This is a genomic window from Pantoea sp. USHLN256, from assembly GCF_037149875.1.
GTDB classification, from domain to species: domain Bacteria; phylum Pseudomonadota; class Gammaproteobacteria; order Enterobacterales; family Enterobacteriaceae; genus Pantoea; species Pantoea nemavictus.
In genome coordinates this window covers 474,783-498,720 of record NZ_JBBCQO010000003.1, presented here as the reverse complement: position 1 = coordinate 498,720, position 23,938 = coordinate 474,783, and the positions used below count along the sequence as shown (strand labels likewise).

General features: G+C 47.4%; 18 protein-coding genes. All 18 read right to left on the bottom strand.

Features of this window, described 5'->3' with window-relative positions; translation table 11 throughout:
* Nucleotide 1: 1 nt before the first annotated feature.
* Entirely contained in the window at nucleotides 2-1,399 is a 1,398-nt protein-coding gene (locus WFL93_RS11495) for a lipopolysaccharide biosynthesis protein (protein WP_336778149.1), read from the bottom strand.
* Nucleotides 1,396-2,445, bottom strand: a complete 1,050-nt coding sequence (locus WFL93_RS11490; protein ID WP_336778148.1) for a glycosyltransferase — start codon at nucleotides 2,443-2,445, stop codon at nucleotides 1,396-1,398. Before WFL93_RS11490 ends, WFL93_RS11495 begins: the two co-directional genes overlap by 4 nt.
* Nucleotides 2,438-3,562, bottom strand: coding sequence for a glycosyltransferase family 4 protein (locus WFL93_RS11485; protein WP_336778147.1), 1,125 nt, complete (start codon nucleotides 3,560-3,562; stop codon nucleotides 2,438-2,440). Before WFL93_RS11485 ends, WFL93_RS11490 begins: the two co-directional genes overlap by 8 nt.
* Nucleotides 3,531-4,685, bottom strand: a complete 1,155-nt coding sequence (locus WFL93_RS11480) for a CDP-glycerol glycerophosphotransferase family protein (protein WP_336778146.1) — start codon at nucleotides 4,683-4,685, stop codon at nucleotides 3,531-3,533. The genes WFL93_RS11485 and WFL93_RS11480 overlap by 32 nt, the downstream gene beginning before the upstream one ends.
* A complete protein-coding gene (locus WFL93_RS11475; RefSeq protein ID WP_049852460.1) occupies nucleotides 4,682-5,080 on the bottom strand; it encodes an adenylyltransferase/cytidyltransferase family protein in 399 nt (132 codons plus the stop codon). The genes WFL93_RS11480 and WFL93_RS11475 overlap by 4 nt, the downstream gene beginning before the upstream one ends.
* A gap of 810 nt (nucleotides 5,081-5,890) precedes the next feature.
* On the bottom strand, nucleotides 5,891-6,904 hold the full coding sequence (gene galE / locus WFL93_RS11470) for a UDP-glucose 4-epimerase GalE (RefSeq protein ID WP_336778145.1): 1,014 nt from the start codon (nucleotides 6,902-6,904) through the stop codon (nucleotides 5,891-5,893).
* A 48-nt stretch (nucleotides 6,905-6,952) separates the two neighbouring features.
* Nucleotides 6,953-7,846, bottom strand: coding sequence for a UTP--glucose-1-phosphate uridylyltransferase GalF (gene galF, locus WFL93_RS11465; RefSeq protein WP_007888920.1), 894 nt, complete (start codon nucleotides 7,844-7,846; stop codon nucleotides 6,953-6,955).
* 337 nt (nucleotides 7,847-8,183) lie between these two features.
* A complete protein-coding gene (locus WFL93_RS11460; protein WP_336778144.1) occupies nucleotides 8,184-9,524 on the bottom strand; it encodes an MOP flippase family protein in 1,341 nt (446 codons plus the stop codon).
* Nucleotides 9,521-10,744, bottom strand: a complete 1,224-nt coding sequence (locus WFL93_RS11455) for a glycosyltransferase (RefSeq protein WP_036620816.1) — start codon at nucleotides 10,742-10,744, stop codon at nucleotides 9,521-9,523. Before WFL93_RS11455 ends, WFL93_RS11460 begins: the two co-directional genes overlap by 4 nt.
* Nucleotides 10,745-10,748: 4 nt before the next feature.
* The gene (wcaK, locus tag WFL93_RS11450; protein ID WP_007888926.1) at nucleotides 10,749-12,011 is read right to left on the bottom strand and encodes a colanic acid biosynthesis pyruvyl transferase WcaK; all 1,263 of its coding nucleotides are present in this window, start codon (nucleotides 12,009-12,011) and stop codon (nucleotides 10,749-10,751) included.
* A 201-nt stretch (nucleotides 12,012-12,212) separates the two neighbouring features.
* Nucleotides 12,213-14,423, bottom strand: coding sequence for a phage tailspike protein (locus WFL93_RS11445; RefSeq protein ID WP_007888927.1), 2,211 nt, complete (start codon nucleotides 14,421-14,423; stop codon nucleotides 12,213-12,215).
* A gap of 57 nt (nucleotides 14,424-14,480) precedes the next feature.
* Complete coding sequence (locus tag WFL93_RS11440; RefSeq protein ID WP_336778143.1) at nucleotides 14,481-15,515, bottom strand: glycosyltransferase family 4 protein; 1,035 nt, start codon at nucleotides 15,513-15,515, stop codon at nucleotides 14,481-14,483.
* A 156-nt stretch (nucleotides 15,516-15,671) separates the two neighbouring features.
* Entirely contained in the window at nucleotides 15,672-16,424 is a 753-nt protein-coding gene (locus WFL93_RS11435; RefSeq protein ID WP_007888929.1) for a glycosyltransferase family 2 protein, read from the bottom strand.
* Between the two features lie 74 nt (nucleotides 16,425-16,498).
* Nucleotides 16,499-17,416, bottom strand: a complete 918-nt coding sequence (locus WFL93_RS11430; RefSeq protein ID WP_007888930.1) for a glycosyltransferase family 2 protein — start codon at nucleotides 17,414-17,416, stop codon at nucleotides 16,499-16,501.
* Nucleotides 17,417-17,724: 308 nt separating this feature from the next.
* Nucleotides 17,725-19,902, bottom strand: coding sequence for a tyrosine-protein kinase Wzc (gene wzc, locus WFL93_RS11425; protein ID WP_007888931.1), 2,178 nt, complete (start codon nucleotides 19,900-19,902; stop codon nucleotides 17,725-17,727).
* A 12-nt stretch (nucleotides 19,903-19,914) separates the two neighbouring features.
* A complete protein-coding gene (locus WFL93_RS11420) occupies nucleotides 19,915-20,349 on the bottom strand; it encodes an arsenate reductase/protein-tyrosine-phosphatase family protein (RefSeq protein WP_007888932.1) in 435 nt (144 codons plus the stop codon).
* 9 nt (nucleotides 20,350-20,358) lie between these two features.
* On the bottom strand, nucleotides 20,359-21,489 hold the full coding sequence (locus WFL93_RS11415) for a polysaccharide export protein (protein ID WP_007888937.1): 1,131 nt from the start codon (nucleotides 21,487-21,489) through the stop codon (nucleotides 20,359-20,361).
* A gap of 304 nt (nucleotides 21,490-21,793) precedes the next feature.
* Entirely contained in the window at nucleotides 21,794-23,227 is a 1,434-nt protein-coding gene (gene wbaP, locus WFL93_RS11410) for an undecaprenyl-phosphate galactose phosphotransferase WbaP (RefSeq protein WP_336778142.1), read from the bottom strand.
* Nucleotides 23,228-23,938 lie beyond the last annotated feature (711 nt).

Genomic DNA, 23,938 nt, shown 5'->3' with positions numbered 1-23,938 from the left:
ATTAATCACTTAATTTATGATGCAGCTTCATTTTGAATAAGAGAGCGATAGATACTAATGCAATACAAATTTTAACAAAGACCGATTGTAAAACTGACATATTTAATTCAATATATTTTGTAAGATAATACACCATAATTAAACCTAAAAAATAATAAACAACAAACTTAAAACTTATTAAGTTATTCGCTGTTATATATTTAGATGATACATAATGTAATAATGTTAATATCAAATATGAAAATACCGTGGCCCATGCTGAACCAATGATCCCAAACATAGGTATAAGTAAATAATTAAAGCCTATATTTATCATAACGGCAATCAACGTTGCTATCGAAATTATTATCGTTCTTTTCTTATAAAATATGAAATTAACAAATATCAAGTATAGATGAATCAAAGAATTACCTATAATAATTACAGGCAGAACATCAGCACCCGAATAATACGTCTTATCTGCAAATATTAATATCATTTCTTTTGAAAACAATATTACAATAGTACTAATGACAAAAATGATTATTGTGCTTGCCTTAGTAATTTGTAAAATAGTCGATGTATCTTTTTTTTCTATACACTTATATAATCTTGGTTGCCATGAAGAATTCCATGCCATGATTAAGACCAGAATACCGGCCCCAAGATTGTATGCAAATGAATATATACCAGCTGCCGATGCCCCAAGAATATTATTAATAATGATTCTGTCAGCCTGTGAAAGCAATGAGTTAGAAAGAACGTGTATAATCAACGGTATTGAGAATACTAATGCTTCTTTTAGATATTTTATTTTAAAAACACCAATACTTAAATCCCTAAGCCGCCTAAATAGACAAATCAAAATAAAACTGGTCACAACTAGTTGAGCATATATTTTGGACATATATTGCTGTTGTGTCATGACATATGCAAAAATAAAAATCAAAAAAATCTCTGATATTTTCGATATCATATTTATTTTAACATACGCACTGCTTTGCCTTGATGCCTGCAAATAACATGTATATATGTATAAATAACTAAGCATCATGCAAATAACTATTACCCAGATAAAATCTTTTGGATCAATGCCCAAAATTAATGAAATGGGATTGGATAACAATGGGCTAAGCAATAAAATTATTATTTGAAAAGGAAATAGGAACACAATGATAGTCTTAAAATAGTCACCAAACCCTTCTGAAACAAGCATATATCTATTTGTAATTGCATTTTGAAGGTTAAGGCTGACAAAAACATAAACTATCATTATTGCTGTGTTTATTATTGATAACTTGCCATATTCTTCTGGGCTAAGAACTCTCGAAAGCAATGGTAGTGAAATAAATAAAAATCCTTTTACAAATAAATCACCCAACGCATAGTTAGCAAAGTCACGAATTGTTTTATTTTTCATATATTCTTAAGTGAATCCACATAAGAGTTAATTTGAATAGCACTATTATTTTCTACGTTATGCTCAAAGACCCCATTTCTAAGCTTTGGATAATCTTCTTCCATTTTAGATATCGCAAACTTTAAATCTTTAGCATCGTGAGATTTAAATACAATCCCATTTTTATTATTTATCAAATCTTTATGGCATCCTACCCGATCGCTCACAATTACAGGTAATCCTGCAGACAAAGCTTCTTCAACCACTAACCCCCACGGTTCTGATATTGAGGGCAAAACAAAAACATCACATTCATCAAGTAAAGTACGCAACTTATTATTGTGAATATAACCTTTGAAATTTATATTTCCCTTAGCAATTTTTTTTAACTCTTTTTCTTGAGGTCCATCACCTACAATAGTTAATGGTAAATTTAGCTCGTTGAAAACCTCAACAAGTAAATGTAAATTTTTTTCCTCCGAAAGTCGACCTACATAAACATAATTTAATTTATGAACAAGGTTATCTTTACATATTCCTTTTCGGGGAAATACCTTATTAGCTATCCCTACCCCATGTGTATAAAAAACCTGGCCACGAAAGCTCATGCTTTTTAAAATTTCATTTTGTAAAAAACCTGAAGGGTAAGCATAACTCATTCTATTTAAATAAATTCGTTTTAATAAACCAACACTACCTTTAACATTACTTTCATTGATACTACTTTCGATAGCAACAGCATTTTTTTTTAATTCAGTAAGTAGCGATATAAAAAAAAGCTCTTTTATTTCCCATCCAGGGAAAAGTATTCTTTTATAGCGAATTTTTCTAATCTCACGCCAAACTTTAAAAAAAACCTTAAGTGCATTTCGTTCTTCATAACAAGCTTCGCTTAAGAATTCATGATCAAATTTCATATTGTAATTGTAAAAATCATCATTCCTTATTTTTGATGATTTTGAGATAAAAAAAACTTTTATTTTTATTTTTTTTGATATTTCTTCAAATAGATTAACTTTATAAAATGCTGGTACATTTGTAATTATTATTAAATCATACTCATTCATTCCGTGCCCCCTTAATTAACTGCATCCATTGTGCAATAATGACATCAGATTTAAATCTATTTATACTTGATGGACCCAATTCACTCATTTTTTTCTGCAGTTCTTTATCCAACATGAGCCGGGTCATTTCATTTGCAAGAATTTTAACATTTTCTGGCTCAACCAAAATACCATTACCTTGATTAAGTATTGTTTTCGGTCCCGCAGGACAGTTAAAACTGATACATGCCAGACCATACGAAAGCGCCTCAACTAGCACCATTCCCAGCCCCTCATATCTAGAACTTAATACAAAAACCCTTGAGTCATTATAATATTTACTTATGTTGTTTGTGAAAGGTAATATTTGTATGTTTTGCAAATCATGTTCTTTTATATACAACGATAACTTTTCATATTCTTCACCATCACCTACTATTTTTAACGTCCACCCAGGTAAATTAATATATCTCCAGGCTTCTATCAGTAAGTCAAATCCTTTCTGATACGTTAACCGACCTACCGCTAAAACAGTTTTACTTCGACTATCAAATTCACAAACACTTATTGGTTGTTCAACAATATTTGCAATGACAAAGTGTTTGCCGGTTGGTAACCATTTATACTTCCCTTCATCTTCACTCGTCAAACTAACCACAGCCTGAATCTTTTTATAAAGAAATTTTCTTACTAAGCGAAGAACTGGACTAATTACATCATACTCAAAATGCTCTATTGCTATTATATTTTTATAGCCGCTTTTATTTGCGAGAACAGACATTTTTACGTCGGAAGATATTGCTATCACTTGATTTGATTTTTTTGTTTCCTTTATTTTTTTACTTTTATTTTTAATATAAATTAAATCGAAGCACAAACCTTTAAAAAGATTAAAATTCCTATTAAACATACTTACTTCATAATTATTACTGATTACTTCTAAAGTAACTTTATCTGAAATTTTAAACGGCAGACTCTCATTTGATTGATAAAGGCTTATAATCTTCACTGGGTATATGGATGACAGAGCATTTGCCAGAGTTATTGTTACTCTTTCTATACCACCTTTGGATGATACATCACCAAGAAGGAAGTGGAGTTCCATACTACTTGAAGAATTGCCTAAATACTCTTTCACTATTATTCTTATCCTTATGAAGATTTATTATTTCGCATATTTCTTTTCTTTTATATTCAAACCTGTCATTTCCAGATAATAATTTATCTAGTTCATCTAATAGTGCATGCAAGGTATCCACATGAGCTCCAGGCATCCAAAAACTAACCGGTTCCAATGTAAAACCGCCGCGGCTTGAACTATATGCCTCTACGTCTGGTATTAAGAATACCATTGGTCTATTTAACATCATGAAATCAAAATAGGCAGACGAGTAATCGCTAATAAGTATATTAGCTCGTGCCATTAAATGATTTACGTCCATATCATGTTTTCTTAATATTGAGGTCGTCATTAAGGTGATGTTTGTACCAAAATCAATGTTGACTAAAGCTTTTTCCTCGTATGGGTGTAATTTAATAACAAGATGAGCATTGTTTTCCATTAAAAATCGATTAATAATTTCTAATTCAAAATCATCGACTCTCAAAAAATTATCACAATTAATTCCCTTTCCATCAGAGTAATTTAACGCCTCTTGATTCTCACGAAATGTTGGCATATAAAGTATGATTTTTTTGTTTTTGTTTATACTTTCAAATATACCATTTGATTTAATCATATCAAAAAGATAATCATTCCTGGGCTGTCCCGTAATGAATACATTATTAGCTTTTTCCCTAAAGCATGCTGATATAATTGATCTCATTAATTCAGATGAAGCAATACGATAAGAAGAGTAATCCTCCATTCCTTCATGATCATATTCACCTAAGTAGCATATTTTCTTCAAAGGCATACCATGCCATAAACTTATATAACTTTGATTAGCACTCTTAATACCAATCATTTCATTATGAGTTGTGACAATATACTTAGCCGTAACATATTCTTTTAATGCAGATAATGAACCACTATTTACTACCGTGGCATCAATAGGTAATTTCGTACTACCGTCAGTAATCCATACGAGTTTATATTTATCCTTATGATTAATATTAATATATTCATAGAGCGCACGTGCATTCCCGCTAAAATCAGGTCTGCTTTTAAATACAACTTTAGTATTGTTTTTGGGAATTAAATAATTAATTAAAGACAGGACCCGTTTGACTAACCTGACCATTCTTTTTTTTAGAATCATTTTCTTCCTGACCTAACGACTTCTATGATTTCAGTTGTTGAAATTGATGGCGTTCTAGGCAAGTATACTACTCTGCATTCATCCTTTACCCAATCAAACCGGCCCTCCCAATCATCACCCATAACTAAAACATCTGCTTTATACTTTCTAATATAATCTAATTTTTCTTCTAGCGACTCTTCAATAAAAACTTCGCTTACAAACTTAATGCACTCAATTATTTTAACTCGATCTGCTTCTGAATAAATTGGCAACTTATTTTTCTTACTAAAGTTCAACTTGTCTGATGAAACTCCGACTATTAACTCTTCGCCATATTGCGCTGCTCTTTCTAAAATATTGACATGTCCGATATGGAAAACATCAAATGTTCCAAATGTTATTACTCTCGTCATTTCAACCTCATTTATAGTAATGGTTACATATATTCAGAAATTATTAATGAGAAACATCATATAAAACATAATTAATCCGACCTAGATTAATATTTACATCACATAAAATTCTTTTTGTATATTCTTTACTGTTAGTTTTGATATATCATTTTAAATCACTTGTAATCCGAAAAGTACAATCCAAAAAAAACAAATCTAACTTATTATACTTTTAGTTTTAGTTTTAGTTTTAGTTTTAGTTTTAGTTTTAGTTTTAGTTTTAGCTTTAGCTTTAGCTTTAGCTTTAGTTTTAGTTTTAGTTTTAGTTTTAGAGTGATAAAAACTCACAATTAAAATGAACTTTAAGCTTTCTTCAACTAATGCCTAAAATTGACACACATTAACTCCAGAATATACCTACCCGATCTTTTTGTTCTTATTATTTAAGCTAAATATTGTTAGTTTCATTTAACTTAAAATAACACGCTACCGCCCCTGGGTCACAGCTCCCACATAGCTGAAATACAAAGCAAAATCTAGTGATGAACTATCCCTCCACACACTGCTATCGTGATCTATAACTGTATTTTATTACAGCCTTCAACATGTGTATTGTTTGGAGCCGCACTCAAGAATTCTACCACTCGTCAACTTTAATGACGAACAAATTACAGATTTTCCGGGGGTGTTAGTTTAAGTATTGACCGCTTTGGGTCGGAGATGATGTTTGTTGAGTCAATAATTCAACTCAATCAGATTTTGACGAAAGCTGAGATGTGGTGTTTCAGACGAGATGTAGGGAAAATGCGGGCGCCAGGGCCCGCAATAGTGTTACTCAAACCCGTTCGGATTCTTCGACTGCCAGTTCCACGTATCGCGCATCATCGCGTCGATCCCACGTGTAACCCGCCAATCCAGCTCATTGTTCGCCAGAGTTGCATCGGCCCAGAACGCAGGCAAGTCGCCGTCACGGCGCGGTTTGAACTCAAACGGAATCGGCTTGCCAGAGGCTTTCTCAAACGCCTTGATCATCTCCAGCACCGAGAAACCAACGCCGCCGCCAAGGTTGTAAGCTTTGTAGCCTTCAACTTTAGCCAGGTGATCGAGCGCCTTCAGGTGCCCTTCTGCCAGGTCGACAACGTGGATGTAATCGCGCTGAGCGGTGCCATCCGGCGTGTCGTAATCGTCGCCAAACACGCCCAGCTTTTCCAGACGGCCAATCGCCACCTGTGCGATGTACGGCAGCAGGTTGTTCGGGATGCCGGTTGGGTCTTCACCGATTTCGCCAGATTCATGCGCGCCAACCGGGTTGAAGTAGCGCAGCGCGATGGCTTTGAAGTTCGGATCCGCTTTAGCGAAGTCGCGCATCACGAATTCGATCATCAGCTTTGAGGTGCCGTACGGGCTGGTGGTGCCGCCGATTGGCGTGGTTTCCACGTAAGGTACCGGCGCATCTGCACCATACACGGTAGCAGAAGAGCTGAAGATGAAGTTCCACACGCCAGCAGCGCGCATCTCTTCCAGCAGCACCACGGTGCCCGCTACGTTGTTTTCGTAGTATTCCAGCGGCATGCGCGTGGATTCGCCCACGGCTTTCAGCGCGGCGAAGTGAATCACGGCACTGATATCGTTGCTGGCAAACAAGTCACGCAGACACGCACGATCGCGAATATCGCCTTCAACGAACACCGCTTTCTTGCCCGACAACTTTTCCACGCGGTTAATGGCTTCGCGGGAAGCATTGCAAAGGTTATCCAGGACCACAACGTCGTCGCCGCGCTCTAACAGCGCCAGCACCGTATGGGAGCCGATGTAACCTGCCCCGCCCGTTACCAAAATAGCCATGTGTACTCCTTTAAACCGCGCGAATGGCGCGGTAGAGAATGAGGAAGCTTATTTCGCCAGGATTTTCTGAATAGATTCGCGGAAATCACGGCCCTGTGCGTTGTTACGTAAGCCATAAGAGACGAAGGCCTGCATGTAACCCAGTTTACGGCCACAGTCATAGCTGGTACCGGTCAGCAGTTGCACATCTACCGGCTTCTTCTTGCTGAGCGATGCGATGGCATCCGTCAGCTGGATACGACCCCATGCGCCCGGCTCAGTGCGCTCCAGCTCTTCCCAGATATCCGCAGAGAGCACGTAACGACCCACGGCAGTCAGATCAGAATCGGTTGAACCGGCTTCTGGCTTCTCAACAAAGCTGGTGATGGTGCTGATGTCGCCTGGGTTATCAATTGGCTCTTCAGTGGTCAGCACGCCGTATTCGGTCAGGTCTGCACCCGGCATGTGTTTCGCCAGCACCTGGCTGTGGCCGGTATCTTCGAAGCGAGCAACCATCGATGCGAGGTTATAACGCAGGTGGTCAGCGGTTGAATCATCCAGCAGCACGTCTGGCAGCACCACGACAAACGGGTTATCGCCGATCATCGGACGCGCGCACAAAACAGAGTGGCCCAGACCCAGCGGGTTGGCCTGACGCACGTTCATAATGGTCACGCCTGGCGGACAGATTGACTGTACTTCGCTCAGCAGCTGACGCTTAACGCGCGCTTCGAGCAGCGCTTCCAGCTCGTAAGTGGTATCGAAGTGGTTTTCCACTGCATTTTTGGAAGCATGGGTGACCAGCACAATCTCCTTGATGCCCGCCGCGACGCATTCGTCAACAATGTATTGAATCATTGGTTTATCGACGATTGGCAGCATCTCTTTCGGAATGGCTTTGGTCGCAGGAAGCATATGCATACCGAGACCTGCAACGGGGATTACTGCTTTAAGCTTGGTCATATTTATTCCATTTCATGAAGTGAATGCGTGAGGTCGATTATGCAGGATCGGCCGGTCGAGCAAGTATAATCTTAATCTGAAAAACCGGCACTAACTCTCTGTCGCGCCATCAAAAAACGCCAATTCCCCCTTCAACTGCAGCTTGATTTACCAGGCAATCGGCTACGCTAAACTGCTGAAAAACAGTGGAAGGATTGGGTCAACATTGCGACGAGTGAGACCAGAGATTTTCAGAATAGTGAGGTGAGAAAATAGTCCTGCGGAAATGAACAGGGTTCGCACTAATGCGAACCCTGGGAAGATGGCAGGGTCACCCGCCTGGGTGACCACGACACAATTACAGCATGCCTTCAAACCATTCCGGCATGACGAACAGATTGAAATGATTTACCAGCATCATCAGACCAACAAACACCACCGACACCGAAACCCACTGGCGCGCATACGGCATAAAGCGGATGCCAATCACCGGTTTGATGAAGAATGGATGTGCAAAGGCCGAGATCAGCACCTGCGAGATCGACAGCGTCAGCGCCACATACAGCACGTTCGGCCAGATGTAGGTGGTCGCCAGCACGGCCACCACCACCAGGCTGGCAACAATATTCCAGTAAAACTCAACGTTGGTGCGCCCGTTAGCCTGTGAGATCGCACCGGTTAAGCCGCCCATCGGACGCAGCATGCCAAACAACAGCATCAGCGGAATCAGATGGTAAACCTGCTCATGTGCAGGACCGTACAGCACGCGCACAATCACCGGTGACAGAATGCCAATCGCCAGATACATCACGCTGCTGAACAGCATGATGACGAAGGTGCCCTTCAGGAACAGCTTTTTCAGTTGCTCAGGATCGTGCTGCTTCTCAGCAAAACGCGGCAGCGCCAGGCGGTTAATCACCGGCGAAACCAGTTTCAGCGGTTGCAGGATCAATTCTTTTGCCAGCGAGTAGATCCCCAACATCTCGGCGCCCATCACTTTGCCGACGATCAGCGCATCCGCCTGGGTGCGCAGCTGGTTAATTGTTTGCGAACCGAGCTGATACACGCCGTAACGTACCGCGCTAACGAAGGTTTTGCCGTCGAATTCCCAGGTTGGACGCCACGCCTTCTCGCCGAAATAGATCATGCAGAGAATACGCGTGAAGGCGTTGATGAACAGGCCAAGAATCGCCGCCGCCACGGTTAACGAAGTGTAATACAGCATCGCGACGGTACACAGAAACGCAAACAGCTTGGTGGCCATCTCAATTTTCGCCAGCGTCACCATGCGTTTGGTTTTCACATAGTGCGCCTGATACTGCGACAGATGTCCCAGCACCAGGAAGTTGAGGCTGGTGAGCATAATCAAACCCACCAGTTCCGGCAGGTGATAGAACCACGCCACCGGATAAGCGATCGCCAGCATAATTAAGCCGGTACAGAAACTGAGCGAGACGTTCACCCAGTAAATGGTGCTCTGCTCGCGGCGATTAATATCCTGCCGATGCACGATGTAGCTGCTCATGCCCATATCCTGCAGCACTGTCGCCACCGCCAGAATCGCATTGATGATCGCCAGTAAACCCAGCTCGTGCGTTTCGAGTTTGCGCGCCAGTACGGCGAGCTGTAACACCTGAAGCAATGCGGCAAAACAGGTACTACCAAACAGCCAAACGGCCTGTTTTTTTAATCCGCTCACACCATGCGCTCCAGAATTTTCGCCAGCTCGCCGTAAGCGATGTGCTGATTGAACTCAGTTTCGACTTTCTGCCGCGCTGCCGCGACCACCGGTGCCACATCCACATCACCGCGCGACAGACGCAGCAGCGTGGCCGCCAGCTCGTCCGGATCGTTTTCCGCCACCAGCCAGCCGCTGACGTCATTCTCAATCAGCTCAGGAATGCCGCTGTGATAAGTAGACACAACCGGTAAACCCACCGCCATCGCTTCCATCAGCGCCACCGGAATGCCTTCCATATCGCCATCCGCCGCGGTTTTGGACGGCAGCAGGAAGATATCCGCCTCGTTCAACGCCTGACGAATCTCATCCTGTGGCTTAAAGCCCGGCATGGTGACGAACTCCTGCAATCCGGCGCGCGCAATATGCTCGCGCATCATGCCATCCTGCTCGCCGTTACCGATGATGGTGAACTGGAACTGGCCACCGTTATTGCGCAGGATTTCGCTGGCTTTCACTGCCACATCCAGCCCTTTCTTCTCGGTCAGACGCGCGACGGAAACGATGCGCAGCGGTTGATGGAACGCTTCACGCGGACGGAAGTTAAACTTCTCCGGCTCGATGCCCATGCGTGTCACGCGTACCTTCTCACGCGGACAACCCATCTCAATCAGCTTGTTCTCCCACAAGTGGCTGATAGGCAGCATCAACTCGCTCTGTTTGAACAGGTTGATGTAGTCGAGCTTGTGCTCTTCGAGGATGTGGCGACGCGAAATATCCGCGCCGTGGAACACCGTCGCCTGCTTGCCTTTCAACACGCCGAGTTCGCGCAACTTGTTGGCCAGCGCGCCGGCATAGCCGAAGTGCACCAGAAATACATCAGCGGTATAAGGCTGTTTGGTGTTGGCGACAATGGCCGGCAGCAGCAGTTTGCTGGCCTGTGCGCCATAGCGACGAACATTCAGCGACTTAAGTAGCGCGCCTTTGGTGATTTTTGGCAGTATCAAGCCGATACGCTGCGTTAACTTATCGAGGTTGGATACTTTCTCTTCCGGCAGTAAATAGTGGGTTTTCGCTGCCAAATTGTAGTCATCGAACGCAGCGTGGCGATTGATCATATCGCCTGGAAACACGGAGATAATCTCCACGTCGTAGCCTGCGTCGATGAAATGCGTCACCTGATTGAGCACAAACGTCTCAGAGGCAACAGGAAAACGCATGGTGAAAAAGGTCAGCTTCATCACTTCACCCCAGGACGTTGAGAATTTCTGCTGTAATGCGGTTACCAATCTCACGCTCCTGCGCCACCGCGGTATCAACTTTGTGTTTCACGTTGTCGTAGTCGGCCAGCACCGTCTGCACTTTGTCGATGAGTGAACCGTCCATCAGGCTCTGCACATCGGTGGCCATCTGCGGCAGGCCGAGCTGTTTCATCACGCCGAGCGATTTGTGCTCGTAGTTGATGGCCACGGCTGGCGTACCAAAGTTCATGGAGATGATGGCGGAGTGCAGGCGGGTACCAATGGTCAGATGACAATGGCTGAGCAGGATGCCGAGTTCGAGGTCGTTGAACTCGTCCATGATGACATGGTAATGCTCGGGATGCTCGACATGATCGCGCAGCGTCAGCGCCACCATGCGGTCGTCTTTCGCGTAGCTGTCGATACCGGTACAGGTAGAAAACGCAACCACCTGATAACCTTCGGCAATCATCGCGTTGATCACGCGGCCAAAGGCAGCTTCATACTCTTTCTGCGTCACGCCGAGACGTTTATCGAACGGCGCCAGTTCACGCACGGTAATCGCAATGGTTTTACGCGCGCTGATAATCGCCTGCCAGTGCAGCAGGTTATGGCTAGGATTCGCCACTTCACGCGCCTGCACCAGGAACGCGGTATCAACGCCCTTCTTCACTTTGCTGGTGGTCACACCATCTTGTTTCAGTCGATCGTGGCTCACCTCTTCGCGCAGCACCAGGCTGTCGACGCGATCGAACACAAAGTTTGCCAGCGCATTAACGCGCGGGTTTTCAAACGGTCCTACCGAGTGGCCAACCATATGCAGCGGCTTTTTCGCCATCAGCGCACAGAGCGCGTGGTCGAACTGCGTTACACCATACAGGTCGACGAAGAACGAACCGCCAACCTGGATGATTGCATCATATTGCGCGAGGCTTTGGGTGAAGGCCGCCAGGTGCGGTGGCACCGAGAACGATTTGTATAAACCGCCTTTGCCCAGGTGCGCCATCATGATGTCCGGCATCAGACGGTTCGCCACTTTGCGCTTGAGGCTGCCCACCAAACCCTTGCCCGATTTGCTGTTGTGCAGGAACAGGGAATCCTGCTGGATGTGCTGCTGCAGTAAATAGCCAGAGCTTGTTGGATAACGGCTGATGACATCGATATCCAAATCCGCGCGCGCAGATTTGAGCGAATCAATCAGTCCTCGTAAAATCGCGCCATCCCCGCGATTTCCACAGGTATGGTTTCCTACCAATAAGATTTTCATAAAAAAACTCCGGAAAAATTTTTGTAATTTTACAAGCCGCCAATAACCGCACTGGCAAAATGAACTCTGTGTTAAATGACTGCAATGGGAATAAACCCCAAAAAAGCGCTGCTAAATGCATTTCTATTCATTACTGCTTACAAATTATGCATATTCCGTAGCGGCGCAATAAATTGCGCCGCTACGTTAGGTTCCTACGTGTTACGACTTAATGGCGAAATACGGCATCGCAACCTGCTCGCCATTAATGACGACGGAAATAAACCCTTTCGGCTCACGCGCATCCACCTGTTCCGGCTTCAGCGCGCGCGACGCCAACAGCAAATCACCCTGCTCGTTACCGCCGACGCCAGCTTTGCCGTTGTGCAGGCTGAAGCGCTGCGGCGCCTGTTGCGCACCGCTGCCCGGCGCACCTTTATCCATCACAGCATCAACGCGCGCACAGCGACCGGTCAGGAAGCGATCCTTGGCGGTGCTTTTAATCAACACCGCGGTGGTCGGCGTCCAGCCCGCCAGCTTGACGTACACCTTGGTGTCCGTTTCTGTGCGCGGTTCGAAACGTACATCCACCACCGGCGAACTGCCTTCGGCTGACCAGCTGGCTTCCGCTTTGCTCTTCTTGCGCTGCAGATGGATCACCGTACGTCCGCCAGTGCCTTTGCCGTCGATAAGATCCATCAGCGGTTGATTGGCAGTACCGTTACTGAACTGCGACTGACCAAACACTTCGATTTCCCAGCTATCACCCACCGCCGGCGAATAGAAGTTGCCCAGCTCAAACCAGGTCTCCTGATTGGTGTTATTGGTGAGGCGGAAACGTGAAGTGATGTAGTTGTATTTCAGGCTGCCGTCGATAGCGACGCCATAAGATTCAACGCGCGTGGAACCCATCTCCCAGATATTCAGCCAGCGCTCACCTTCCAGCGAGTTATCAATCCAGCTGCCTGCCTGTAAGTTGGTCTGACGCATATTCAGGCGCGAGTTGCGCGCATTCAGCGGGTTCTTACAATCCTCAATGCTTAACGCATCAACAATCCACTGCCCGTTCGAGATATCGCCAGGAAAATCGCTGTGCTCAATCCAGCCGTTGTGAATGATCGATTGGCTACAGCGCGGCAGGTTCAACACCATGCCGCCTTTACAGTGCTGCGCATTAAAGTTGGAGAGCTCAATCGCGGTGCTGTGATCCCACGCACCGGCCTTTTGACCTGACCAGCTGGCTTTAATCACATCACCGGTACAGGCGTTGGCGTACCACTGGTCGATTTTACAATCCAGCGTATCCAGCAGGCTGAGCGAGACGCCGCCCACCTGATTGAAGCGCAAGCACGCGCCACGGAAGAACTGGCCGCCCGGACAGGTATTGCGGAACAACCCCTGTTTATTCGGACGCTTGTCGGTGTTGCCATTGAAGTTCAGGTTGGAGATTTCAGTCCAGCGCGCATTTACCTGGAACAGGAATTCGGAGCGGCCATCGGAAACCAGCGTGGTCGCCGGGAAATAGCCAAAGTTAACCATGGCACCGGAAATACGGAAGAAGCGACGTTGCGTATCACCGAAATCACACTCGGACACGAAGAATGTGCCCGCTGGGAACTGCACGCAGATTTGCTGGCTGGCATCAATCGACCACTGATACATGGCCTTGATCGCCGGTGCAGTATCGGTTTTGCCATCGGCAATGGCACCGAAATCAAACAGCGTCAGACGATTGAAGTCTTCGACCACACGACGCCAGGCGAAACCGTTGCCGCTGAAGTTCACACCGCCATCATCTTTGGCATCGCCAAAGGTGCCGACAAACTCACCACCGCCCACTTCCAGCCCTTCATGCCAGCTTTTCAGCTTAATTTTGGCACCGGCAAACAGCGGACGGGTTTTACGCAACTCCTCCACCGACGGAATTTCACCGATCAGCTGATAACCGTTCGGCTGCGCCAGTCGCTGGCTGAAGTTGCTTTGGTTAGGACGCGACACATCGCTGATTGAGAACAACGTGTTGCCCTGATCGTCCTCGACGACCATTGAGTGCGCAGGATTGGCAATCAACGCGGCATTATCATGAATAAACTGCGCGAAGTTACCCTTGTTCAACGCAATCGGCTGACTGATTTGTGACACTTTGCCATTGGCATCGCGCAGGAATACCGGAATTTGATTGCCGGTTTGGCTGGCATCGCTGCCCGCCTTACCAATCCATAGTTTGCCTTCGAAGTTCTGCCAGAACTGCGGCGGCATGGTATAGACGTTTTCTGGCGTCAGAATCGGCACATCGCCCTGCGGAACGCTGGAAGGATCGACGGCTTTTAACGTTGGCTGACCACTTTTTGCGGCGTAGCTGGAAAACGCGCTAACTGAGAGCGCGGCAACAATGGAGGAGGCTGCGGTCTGCAAGACTTCTCTTCTTTTCATGCTTCAATTCCCGTGGTTATGCGGCCAAAAAGGATTCCCGAGGCACGATAATTGGCACTAAACAAGCGCGAGCCAGCTCTGTTTGATCTGGTTACCGTCAAACTTGAGCGCGGTTTCTTTGGTTTTTTCACTCATGGCGTAGAACAGGCCATCATCACTGGCAAGCTGTTCCATGCGCTTGATAAACTTGGCTTTATCATTCATCGGTACCAGGAAGCCATCTTCACCGTGGTTGATGATCTCCTGCGGCCCGGTTGGGCAGTCGTAAGCCACCACCGGCAGCGACCAGGATTTGGCTTCCAGCAGCACCAGCGGCAAACCTTCATAGCGCGAGGTCATCAGCGCCATGTCACTTTCGCGGTAGTAATCGTTGATGTTGCTGACTTTGCCGACGAAGTTGACGCTGTTAGTGATACCCAGTGCAGCCGCCTGATCGTGCAACTGCTGGCGCAGTTCGCCATCACCGGCAATCACCAGTTTCCACTCCGGGTGTTTCTTACTGAAATCAGCCCAGATATCCAGCAGCAGATCGAAACCTTTTTGGTTATCGAGACGCCCAACCGCTAACGCCTGGCGGCTTCGCGTCTGGCGTTGAAACGCTTTGTACACCACGGGATTGGGGATTTGCTGACTGGCGATGTTCCAGCGATTAAACACCTGATGATCTTTGTCGGTTAAAACAATCACCTGGTCGTAGTAGCGCAGCATCAGCCACTTCAGCAGCTTGATCGGTTTGCTAAACGAGTTAATTGCAATGTGTTCGCAGGCATAGGCTTTGAAACGCTTTTTCTTCAGCGCCATCAGGTTCCAGAACGCAAACATCACGCTCAGGCGTCCCATACTGATCAGGAATACGCTGTCGAAGCTTTCCTGATGAATGCTAGCGACGGCGCTTTTTATTGGGTTGCTGTGGCCTTCAAAGCTGACAATTTTCTTTACCCGATCGAACGGATAAAAGGTTTTGCCGTTGCCTTCCAGCGAATAAATGGTGACTTCATGCTGCTCGCCGAGGCACTCAGACATAAAGTTGCAGATGTTTTCCGTGCCCGCATAGGAGTAGGCATCTTTAATCACCAAAACGATCTTTTTCATAAAATCCTTTCCACCTCAAAAATACCGAATAAAGAGACCCAAATCATTCGTGGCGCAGCAAGGCGGCAAGTGCGTTCATCCCCGGGAGCTTACTTCAGTAAGTGACCGGGGTGGACGTGCGCGGCCAGCGCGGCTGCGGCGCGAAGGATGCCGGGTCTAACGATGCTTCAGAGCGAAGAGGACGCCATTAACCATGTACCACGTGTAATAGTAATATACTTTTAACGGATTGTTTTTATAGATAATTCTTAATAATTCGAGGTGCCACTTCGCCGCTTTATTTTTGTTGCGCGACAGTGAATCGCCCAACTCGTAATAGTTGACCAGGGTTTTCTGGATCACGCGGGCTTGTTTGTAGCGGAGGAACAGCTCATAGAGGAACAGGAAATCTTCGTGGCCTTTGCGCTGGAAGAAGATGCCCTGCGGAGGACGGCGGAAACACACTGAAGAGAAGCACACGCGATACTGCTTCTTCACGAAGTTTTCCTGCTGCAGATAGGGTTTGTTGTAGTTAATGTCGTGGTCGGCAGTTTTGGTTTTGTAGTGATAATGCGTGATAACAAAATCGTCACCCGCGGCAATCGCAGCGGCCTGTTCGGCCAGCTTTTCCCCATGCCACTCATCATCGCTATCGAGGAACGCGATAATCTCTTCTTGCGCCGCGCGCAGACCGACGTTGCGGGTTTCCGCCGCACCGAGATTCTTCTCATTATCGAGGATGGTAATGCGCGCATCCTGACACTGCTCACGCACCACGGCGAGGGAATCATCGGTCGATTTATCGTTAATCAGGTAAAGATGCCAGTCGCTGTAGGTCTGATTGCGGATCGAATCCACCGCACGCAGTACCGTATTTCGCGCGTTATACATCGGCATCACAATACCGATGGTGCCAACATGATTTGTCATTTGTCTACCCGGAGTTTCAGGAACCAAAAAATTGCCCCCGTGATGGGAGCAAGTGAAAGTCTAAAAAATGTGAATCAGGAAACGGCTCTTCTACCAGAAAAGCGCGACTTCACCTTATCGAGTAAGCGATTCATGAAGTAAGCGCGGTTATCACGATTGGTGAGGAAGAAGTAGCGCGCAAAGCTGAGACTGGCTTGCAGCGATTTACCATCCATCTTGTAGCGCAGCGGCAGCTTGAACGCTTTGTAGGTATGGATATCGCGCGTCGTCAGATGCGGCTTCATGGTATCCAGCCAGAAGAAGGAGTATTTCACCGACTCGCCCTTGTGCTTGGAACCAAACTTGGTCACCAGATGGTAAGTCGCCAGCGGCTGGTCGATCATCACGAAGGCGTAACCCATGCGATCGGCACGGATGCAGAAATCGTAATCCTGATGGCGGATATAACGCGCATCAAACTGAATCTGCGCGGCATCTTCACGCTTCAGCACAATGGTGCTGGTCTGAATAAAGCCGTAACAGCCAAACAGATATTCCGCCACGGTTTCATTTTTACCGGGCGGCTGCATCGGCATCACCTTCAGGAAGCTGCCATCCTGATGGATGTTCACCTGGCTAAAGATGACGTAGCGTGATTTGCCCTGCGCCTCCAGTTTGGCGATGGTTTCACTGACCGTCAGCAGCTTGTCCGGGTGCCACTCATCATCAGCATCAAGGAAGCTGATAAAGTCGCCCGTGGCCAATTCGATACCTTTATTACGGGCGCCGGCGCCGTTGAGTTTGACCTCAGACAGCTCCAGTTTGATGTCCAGATCCTGATAACGCTCACCGCGTACCACCTGCGCCAGTTCGGCCGCATCGGCCGATTTGTCATCCACAATAATCACTTCAAAATTGCGGTAAGTTTGCGCTCTGACGCAATCTAGCGTCGTTACAATCGATTTCGACGCGTTATACGCGGGAATTACAATTGAGAAGCGGATGTCCTGCATTGCCAGCACCTCTTAAACAGCTGTTCCAGATTCAACGGTAACGCGTTCAGCCCTGAGAAAGGAATCGGCTTTGCTCTGAAAAATCATGCTGTTAGTTTCTTTTCTCATTAAGACTGTACGTACCATCACGGGAATACCTAAGACTGTGCTGTGTGTATGTGTAAGGATGCAAAACGCACCCCTTAAATTGCTCACCGGTCGCCATTGATGGCGCCCCTACAAGGCGTAGGGTGCGCATTGTTGCGCACCTGGCTTAACCCCTATTCACCATAAAAAAGGGGCGGTAAACCGCCCCACATGGTTACTGCTTAGCTCTTGGTCTCTTTGCCGTATTCGTAGTTGTAATAGTCGTAGCCATAACCGTAGGCATTCGACGCTTTACGTACTACGGCGTTGAGGATCACGCCTTTAATTTCGATGCCGTTCTGCGCGAAGCGCTTGTAGCTGACATCCAGTTCTTTGCTGGTGTTGGTTTCGAAACGCGCCACCATCAGCGACGTGCCTGCCAGCTTACCGATGATTGAAGCATCGGTGACGGCCAGAATCGGCGGTGTATCGATCAGTACCAAATCGTAGTTCTTGCTGGCCCAATCAAGCAGCTCGCTCATACGACGGTGCATCAGCAGCTCAGATGGGTTTGGTGGCACCTGGCCACGCGGCAGGAAGTCGAAGCCGTAAACGCCCTTCTGAATCATCGCCGGTGAGAACTCGCTCTTACCTGACAGCACGTTAGACAGGCCAGATTTGTTATCCGCACCCAGCAATTCATGGGTATAGCCGCGACGCATATCACCATCGATGAACAGCACACGCTGACCCGCTTTTGATACCAGCGTTGCCAGGTTGGCACAGATAAAGGTTTTACCAATGCCTGGGCTAGCGCCGGTGATCATCAGGATGTTGTTTTTCGCTTCCATCATCGCGAAGTGCAGGCTGGTACGCAGGCTACGAATCGCTTCGATGGACAGGTCAGTTGGATTACCCAACGCCAGCAGCGTGTTGTGCGGGTCACTCTTCTCTTTGTGACCGCGACGCGCCAGCGCTTCGGTATCTTTCTTACGCTGCCATTCGGAGAGCGGTACGCTGGCATAGACGTTCATGCCCAGCTCTTCCAGCTGCTCTGGGTTGTCGATACCGTGATGGAACAGCGCTTTCAGCAGCACCAGACCTACCGACAGCATCAGGCCCAGAATCAGACCGGCAGCAATGATCAGCGCCTTCTTCGGTGCAACAGGACTTGCGGCTGTTTCAGCACCATCAATGATACGTACATCACCCACGGTACTGGCTTTGCTGATACCCAGCTCTTGCTGACGATTCAGCAGCTGCATGTAGATTTCCTGACCTGACTGCACATCACGCGTCAGACGCAGAATCTCTTGTTGCGTTTGCGGCATGCCGGCAATTTTCTTGTTCAGCTGTGCCTGCTCGCCTTCCAGCGTTTTGCGTTTTTCCAGCAGGGCGCGGTAGGTCGGGTGATCCTTCGTGAACAGCTGCGATACTTCCGCTTCACGGAACGTCAGCTCGTTCAGCTGAGTCTGCACGCTGACAGAGGAATCCAGCGCAGATTTCGCTTCCAGCGACATATCTACCGACTCGTTCTGACGACGGAAGGTATTCAGCTTATCTTCAGCATCATCCAGCTTAGCGCGTACGTTCGGCAGCTGTCCGCGCAGGAACTCAAGGCTCTTCTCTGCTTGTTCGGATTTGCGCTCTACGTTCTGCAGCAGGTAATTATTGACAATCTGGTTCAGGATGCGGCTGGCCTGCTCTGGATCTTCGTGTTGGAACTCAAGACCCAACACACCGGTGGCTTTGCCTTTATCGGCTACCGTCAGCGCGCCCAGAACGTTTTTAATCGCCTGCAAATCAGTGAGTTTGGTGACATTGAAGCTGGTGCCTTCATCCGCCTGAATATCACTCACCAGCATAGTCACATCGCCATGCTGCTCCAGCTGACCAACACGACCTTTAAACAGCTCATCACCATCGTTGGTGACGGTATAGGTATCCGGGCCGGTGACTTCCAGCTGCACGGTACGCTTTTCGATTGTGCGTGGAATTTCCAGGCGCGAAATAGCGATATTGGCTGGCTTGTTGCCCATCAGGCGTGACAACCCTTTACCAATCACCGGGAAGTAGTTCTGCTGTACGACAGTATCCAGACCGAGGTCGTTTACCGTTTTACCCAGCACCATACGCGACTCAACAATCTGAATCTCGGTATCGGAAGCCGGCGTAGCGGGCAGCACATCCTGCAGTTCGTTCAGAACCGATGCGGTGTTCTTCTGCTCAACCTGCACCATGGCATCGGCGCTGTAGATTGGCGTGGCAAACAGTGTGTAGAGGGTCGCCACCAGCATGAAGAATGCGGTAACGGCAACAATGATCCAGCGATGATCAATCAACTGTCCCACAAGATGCGCCAGATCCCATCCATTCGAATCTTCCTTTGGCGCGGTCATAACCTTGTTTTTGATATTCATGGATAATCCCAACTATCGGCTTAATACGTTGACCCATTTCTGGGTAGCGTTTTCCAGTAACCCGTAGACCTCTTCAAAGGCCTCGCGACTTTTTTTGTACGGATCCGTAATTTCCTGTTGGTTGAGCCAGTGCCCAAGCAGCATGGTTTTTCCGCGTGCGGCTGGATCGATGCGATTCACCTGCTCAACGTGACGCTTTTCCATTACCAGAATCAGGTCGTAGTCACGGCACATACTGGCCGTTAACTGCTGCGCCTGATGGCCTTCGAGCGACACGCCGTGTTCGGCGGCGACATCAATGGCCTTCTGGTCCGCCGGATAGCCTTGCAGAGCACCCAGCCCTGCAGAAGCGATCCGGAGATTAGGTAGCGCGCGCTTGAACAGACGCTCCCCGGTGGGGGAGCGGCAAATGTTGCCGACGCAGACGACTAACACGGACTTAATCATGGCGGACCCTTAGTCCGACCAGTTACGGAAACGAAGTGCCGCGGAGCTGGCATCATCAACACCCACGATGGTCGGCAGCAGGCCTGAAATCACACGGTTCCAACGGGTAATTGGCGTGGCGGTGACGTAGACGATGTCGTACGGCTCAAGCTGGAATTCGGTGCCCATCACCATCGAAGCCGCATCTTTGGTATTCAACTGATAGATGTTGGCAATCTTGGTGCGGTTGGTGCCACGAATTGGACGAATAACGAACACCCCGGTGGCATCAGAGGTGGTCTGATCCATACCTTGCGAGTTGCCCAGCGCTTCAGCCAGAGTCATGCCGCTGCGGTCCATCTTCAGCGTTGACTGCTGCTTCACTTCGCCCATCACAAAGACTTTCAGATCATCATTACGCGGAACGTACAGAATGTCGCCCGGATAGAGCAGATGGTTTTGGCTCAGGTCGCCATTTTGCATCAGCGCCTGCAGCGAAATACGTTGTTCTTTACCGTTGTGCGTCAGCACCACGTTGCGCCAGTCAGCGTCAGCAGCCAGGCCGCCGGCGGCGTTAACCGCATCAAGCACGGTGAGCGGCACGTTGGTGATTGGCTGCTGTCCCGAGGTGGTCACAGAACCGGTGATGTAGGCTTTCTGCGAACGGAACGAGGCAACGTTAACGTCAACCTGTGGGCTTTCAATGAACTGAGCCAGACGACGCGCTACTTCGGTGCGGATCTCGGTCACGGTACGGCCCGCGACGCGGACTTTACCAATGTATGGGTAGAAGATCGTGCCATCAGCCTGCACCCAGTTACCGGTGTCGCTGGCGCTACGGTACTGGCCCGCTGGCGTCGTTAACTCTGGGTGATCCCAGACGGTAACATTAAGCACGTCACCCACGCCGATGCGGTATTCGTAGCTCTGGATCTCATTTTGCAGCAAGGGGTTAGCCTGCGCGACTAACGGCTTCGGACGCATCTGTTCAACCAGACGCGGCGTGAGCGGGAAGACGTTTACATATTTGTCGATGTCATAGTTGCTATCCTGTTGCTCAATGACATCTTTTCCACTGGTGGAAAGGTGAGAACCCGGTTCAATGGTACATCCGGAGAGAAAAGTCGCGGATACCAGTAAAGGTATCAATTTAATTTTCATTATCATCTGATTCTTCGCTATCAGTTAATGATTGATAGAGGCGAAATCGCCCGCTGTGTAAGCGTCTTACAAAAAATTAATGTGACGGGTTAAACACTGAAACTGTGGGTCATTATTATTCGCTCCCTTGGTTTTATGTTGTCACCGTGTCTAAAGACGACATCAATTAAAGTGGGTATTTCATCAACCGGCAAATAACCCGTTTAATCGGGTGCATTAACGGCTGTTGTTTATATCACGACACACCCAGCACCGGCAGTTTTCAACCGGGGACGTTGCTGCCCTTCCCCGGCCTCGCTGTCTATCAATAGGCGCCATCGCGTTTAAGCACTACGCCAACCGTTTTAAACAGAATCGCGATGTCATTCCACAGCGACCAGTTCTTCACATACCACGAGTCGAAATAGACGCGCGTTTCATAGTCAACGTCGTTACGACCGCTAACCTGCCACAATCCCGTCATGCCTGGTTTTGCCATCAGGTAATAATCGACGTCACCCGCATAACGGCACAGTTCATCTTCAATCACCGGGCGGGGACCGACCAGGCTCATATCACCACGAACCACGTTCCACAGCTGCGGCAGCTCATCCAGACTGGTTTTACGGATGAAGTGACCGACTTTGGTAATGCGCGGATCGTTCTTCAGTTTGAAGTCTTTATCCCACTCGGCGCGTGCCACCGGATCGGTACGCAGTACCTCTTCCAGCACCTCTTTCGAGTTGATCACCATTGAGCGGAATTTCAGGCATTTGAATTTGCGACCATTCATACCCACACGTTCGTGACCGTAAATCGGCGGCCCACCATCACGGCCGACCATAAAGCCCAGAACCAGCAATGCAGGTGACAGCGCCAGAATAATGCCCAACGCGCCAACGATATCGAATGCACGCTTCAGGAAGCGCGAAGTGCGTTTCGCCAGATTGTTGTTAACACGCAGAATCATCACTTCATGGCTAAAGATGTAGGCCATGTCGGTGCCGTAGAGCGGTACACCGCGCAGCGTTGGAATCACTGAAACCGAACGGCAGTTATGCTTCGCCAGGTTTTTCAGCCAGTGATCGCGATGCTGGCTCTGTTCGAACTCCACCGCCACAATGAACTGGGTTTCGCTGTTGGTCAGCTGCCACAGCTCCTGCTCATTATGCAGAACGGGTACGCCGGAGATGCTGGCTTGTGGGCAACTTTTATCGACGTCGAAAAAGGCAATGACATCAAAACCCATCACCTCTTCGCTCTGCAGCGCCTGCCAGGCTTCCTGTGCGTTGCGGCTGCTACCGATAATGATGGTTTGCTTCTTCCACATGCCTAAATGATTCAGTACACGTTTAGAGATAGCACGCGCTAAAGGAAGCAGAATCAGTGCCAGAATCCAGGTCATGACCCAGACGAAACGCGACATTTGCCACTGTGAAAGCGCTGAAATTGACAAATCAATGACAGAGAAAATAAGAATGGTACGAAATATCTCTTTGAGCTCGAACCAGAATGGTTTGCGATACGTATAATGACGCAGTCGAACCCAGAACCAGCCTACGCAAATAACCGAAAGCGCAATGTGTGTAGCGATTTTTAAATGCAGGTATTTTTCAGATATATCTGCCAGCGGAGAATCTGTGAACGAATTAATCAACGCCATGGCAATAAACAACGCCGCGTTGAAACAAATTAAATCCGAGCACGCCAGTAAAATTTTGGTCAGAAGACTTTTATATGTAATTTCGTTATCGCGCATATTTAACTCTTTTATATTATTTCCCTAATCCCTAACGCCTCAAGCCTGTGTAATAAATGAGCGATATATTCGCTGCATTTGTTGAGGCAATCTGCGGCAAATTCTCTGAGGCCAAACTCGTTCTCGCTTTAGTAAGCAAGAGAATTATGATGAATACCAACAGATTAGTCTGACTTCCCTTGCCACAATGACAGACTTTATTACCGTACAGAAAGCACTTTTGGCACGCTACCGCCCTTGGCTGTCGCTGCCAATACCGCTTAAATCATCCTATTTACAGCCTGTTTTTATGCGGTATTTATGCGCTAATTACCGGTCGTGGCCCGCGCACGATCACAATTCACAACATTAGAAGGCTAAGGAGCGCGCTATTAACAGCTTTGGCGCAGACATTTACTAGCACGTTGCTATACTAGTTATTACTGGCTTGTTTACAAGTAGGCCCCGTCTTGCATGTACTATTTTAGGAAAAAGACTACCAGCCATAAGTATTGATGCCAGCGCTTTCAGCCCATTCCTCAGCAAAAATCAGAATAATTCGATACTCAGCCTCTAATTACTTTGCATCAAAATTGCACGCACTTGCCTGCCTGGAACAATTAATAGCGATCGTTACTTAGCTAAGTTGTTTATCCATACTTTCGTCTTATCCTTACCCATCAGCAATCAAGAATATTCGCTATGTTTAAGCTGATACGCGGATTTACTGAG

What these genes read in the sequence shown, in the direction of transcription:
- WFL93_RS11495 (WP_336778149.1), bottom strand. Translation starts at nt 1,399, where the DNA reads ATGAAAAATAAAACAATTCGTGACTTTGCTAACTATGCGTTGGGTGAT.
- WFL93_RS11490 (WP_336778148.1), bottom strand. Translation starts at nt 2,445, where the DNA reads ATGAATGAGTATGATTTAATAATAATTACAAATGTACCAGCATTTTAT.
- WFL93_RS11480 (WP_336778146.1), bottom strand. Translation starts at nt 4,685, where the DNA reads ATGATTCTAAAAAAAAGAATGGTCAGGTTAGTCAAACGGGTCCTGTCT.
- WFL93_RS11475 (WP_049852460.1), bottom strand. Translation starts at nt 5,080, where the DNA reads ATGACGAGAGTAATAACATTTGGAACATTTGATGTTTTCCATATCGGA.
- galE (WP_336778145.1), bottom strand. Translation starts at nt 6,904, where the DNA reads ATGGCTATTTTGGTAACGGGCGGGGCAGGTTACATCGGCTCCCATACG.
- galF (WP_007888920.1), bottom strand. Translation starts at nt 7,846, where the DNA reads ATGACCAAGCTTAAAGCAGTAATCCCCGTTGCAGGTCTCGGTATGCAT.
- WFL93_RS11455 (WP_036620816.1), bottom strand. Translation starts at nt 10,744, where the DNA reads ATGAAGCTGACCTTTTTCACCATGCGTTTTCCTGTTGCCTCTGAGACG.
- wcaK (WP_007888926.1), bottom strand. Translation starts at nt 12,011, where the DNA reads ATGAAAATCTTATTGGTAGGAAACCATACCTGTGGAAATCGCGGGGAT.
- WFL93_RS11445 (WP_007888927.1), bottom strand. Translation starts at nt 14,423, where the DNA reads ATGAAAAGAAGAGAAGTCTTGCAGACCGCAGCCTCCTCCATTGTTGCC.
- WFL93_RS11440 (WP_336778143.1), bottom strand. Translation starts at nt 15,515, where the DNA reads ATGAAAAAGATCGTTTTGGTGATTAAAGATGCCTACTCCTATGCGGGC.
- WFL93_RS11435 (WP_007888929.1), bottom strand. Translation starts at nt 16,424, where the DNA reads ATGACAAATCATGTTGGCACCATCGGTATTGTGATGCCGATGTATAAC.
- WFL93_RS11430 (WP_007888930.1), bottom strand. Translation starts at nt 17,416, where the DNA reads ATGCAGGACATCCGCTTCTCAATTGTAATTCCCGCGTATAACGCGTCG.
- wzc (WP_007888931.1), bottom strand. Translation starts at nt 19,902, where the DNA reads ATGAATATCAAAAACAAGGTTATGACCGCGCCAAAGGAAGATTCGAAT.
- WFL93_RS11420 (WP_007888932.1), bottom strand. Translation starts at nt 20,349, where the DNA reads ATGATTAAGTCCGTGTTAGTCGTCTGCGTCGGCAACATTTGCCGCTCC.
- WFL93_RS11415 (WP_007888937.1), bottom strand. Translation starts at nt 21,489, where the DNA reads ATGAAAATTAAATTGATACCTTTACTGGTATCCGCGACTTTTCTCTCC.
- wbaP (WP_336778142.1), bottom strand. Translation starts at nt 23,227, where the DNA reads ATGCGCGATAACGAAATTACATATAAAAGTCTTCTGACCAAAATTTTA.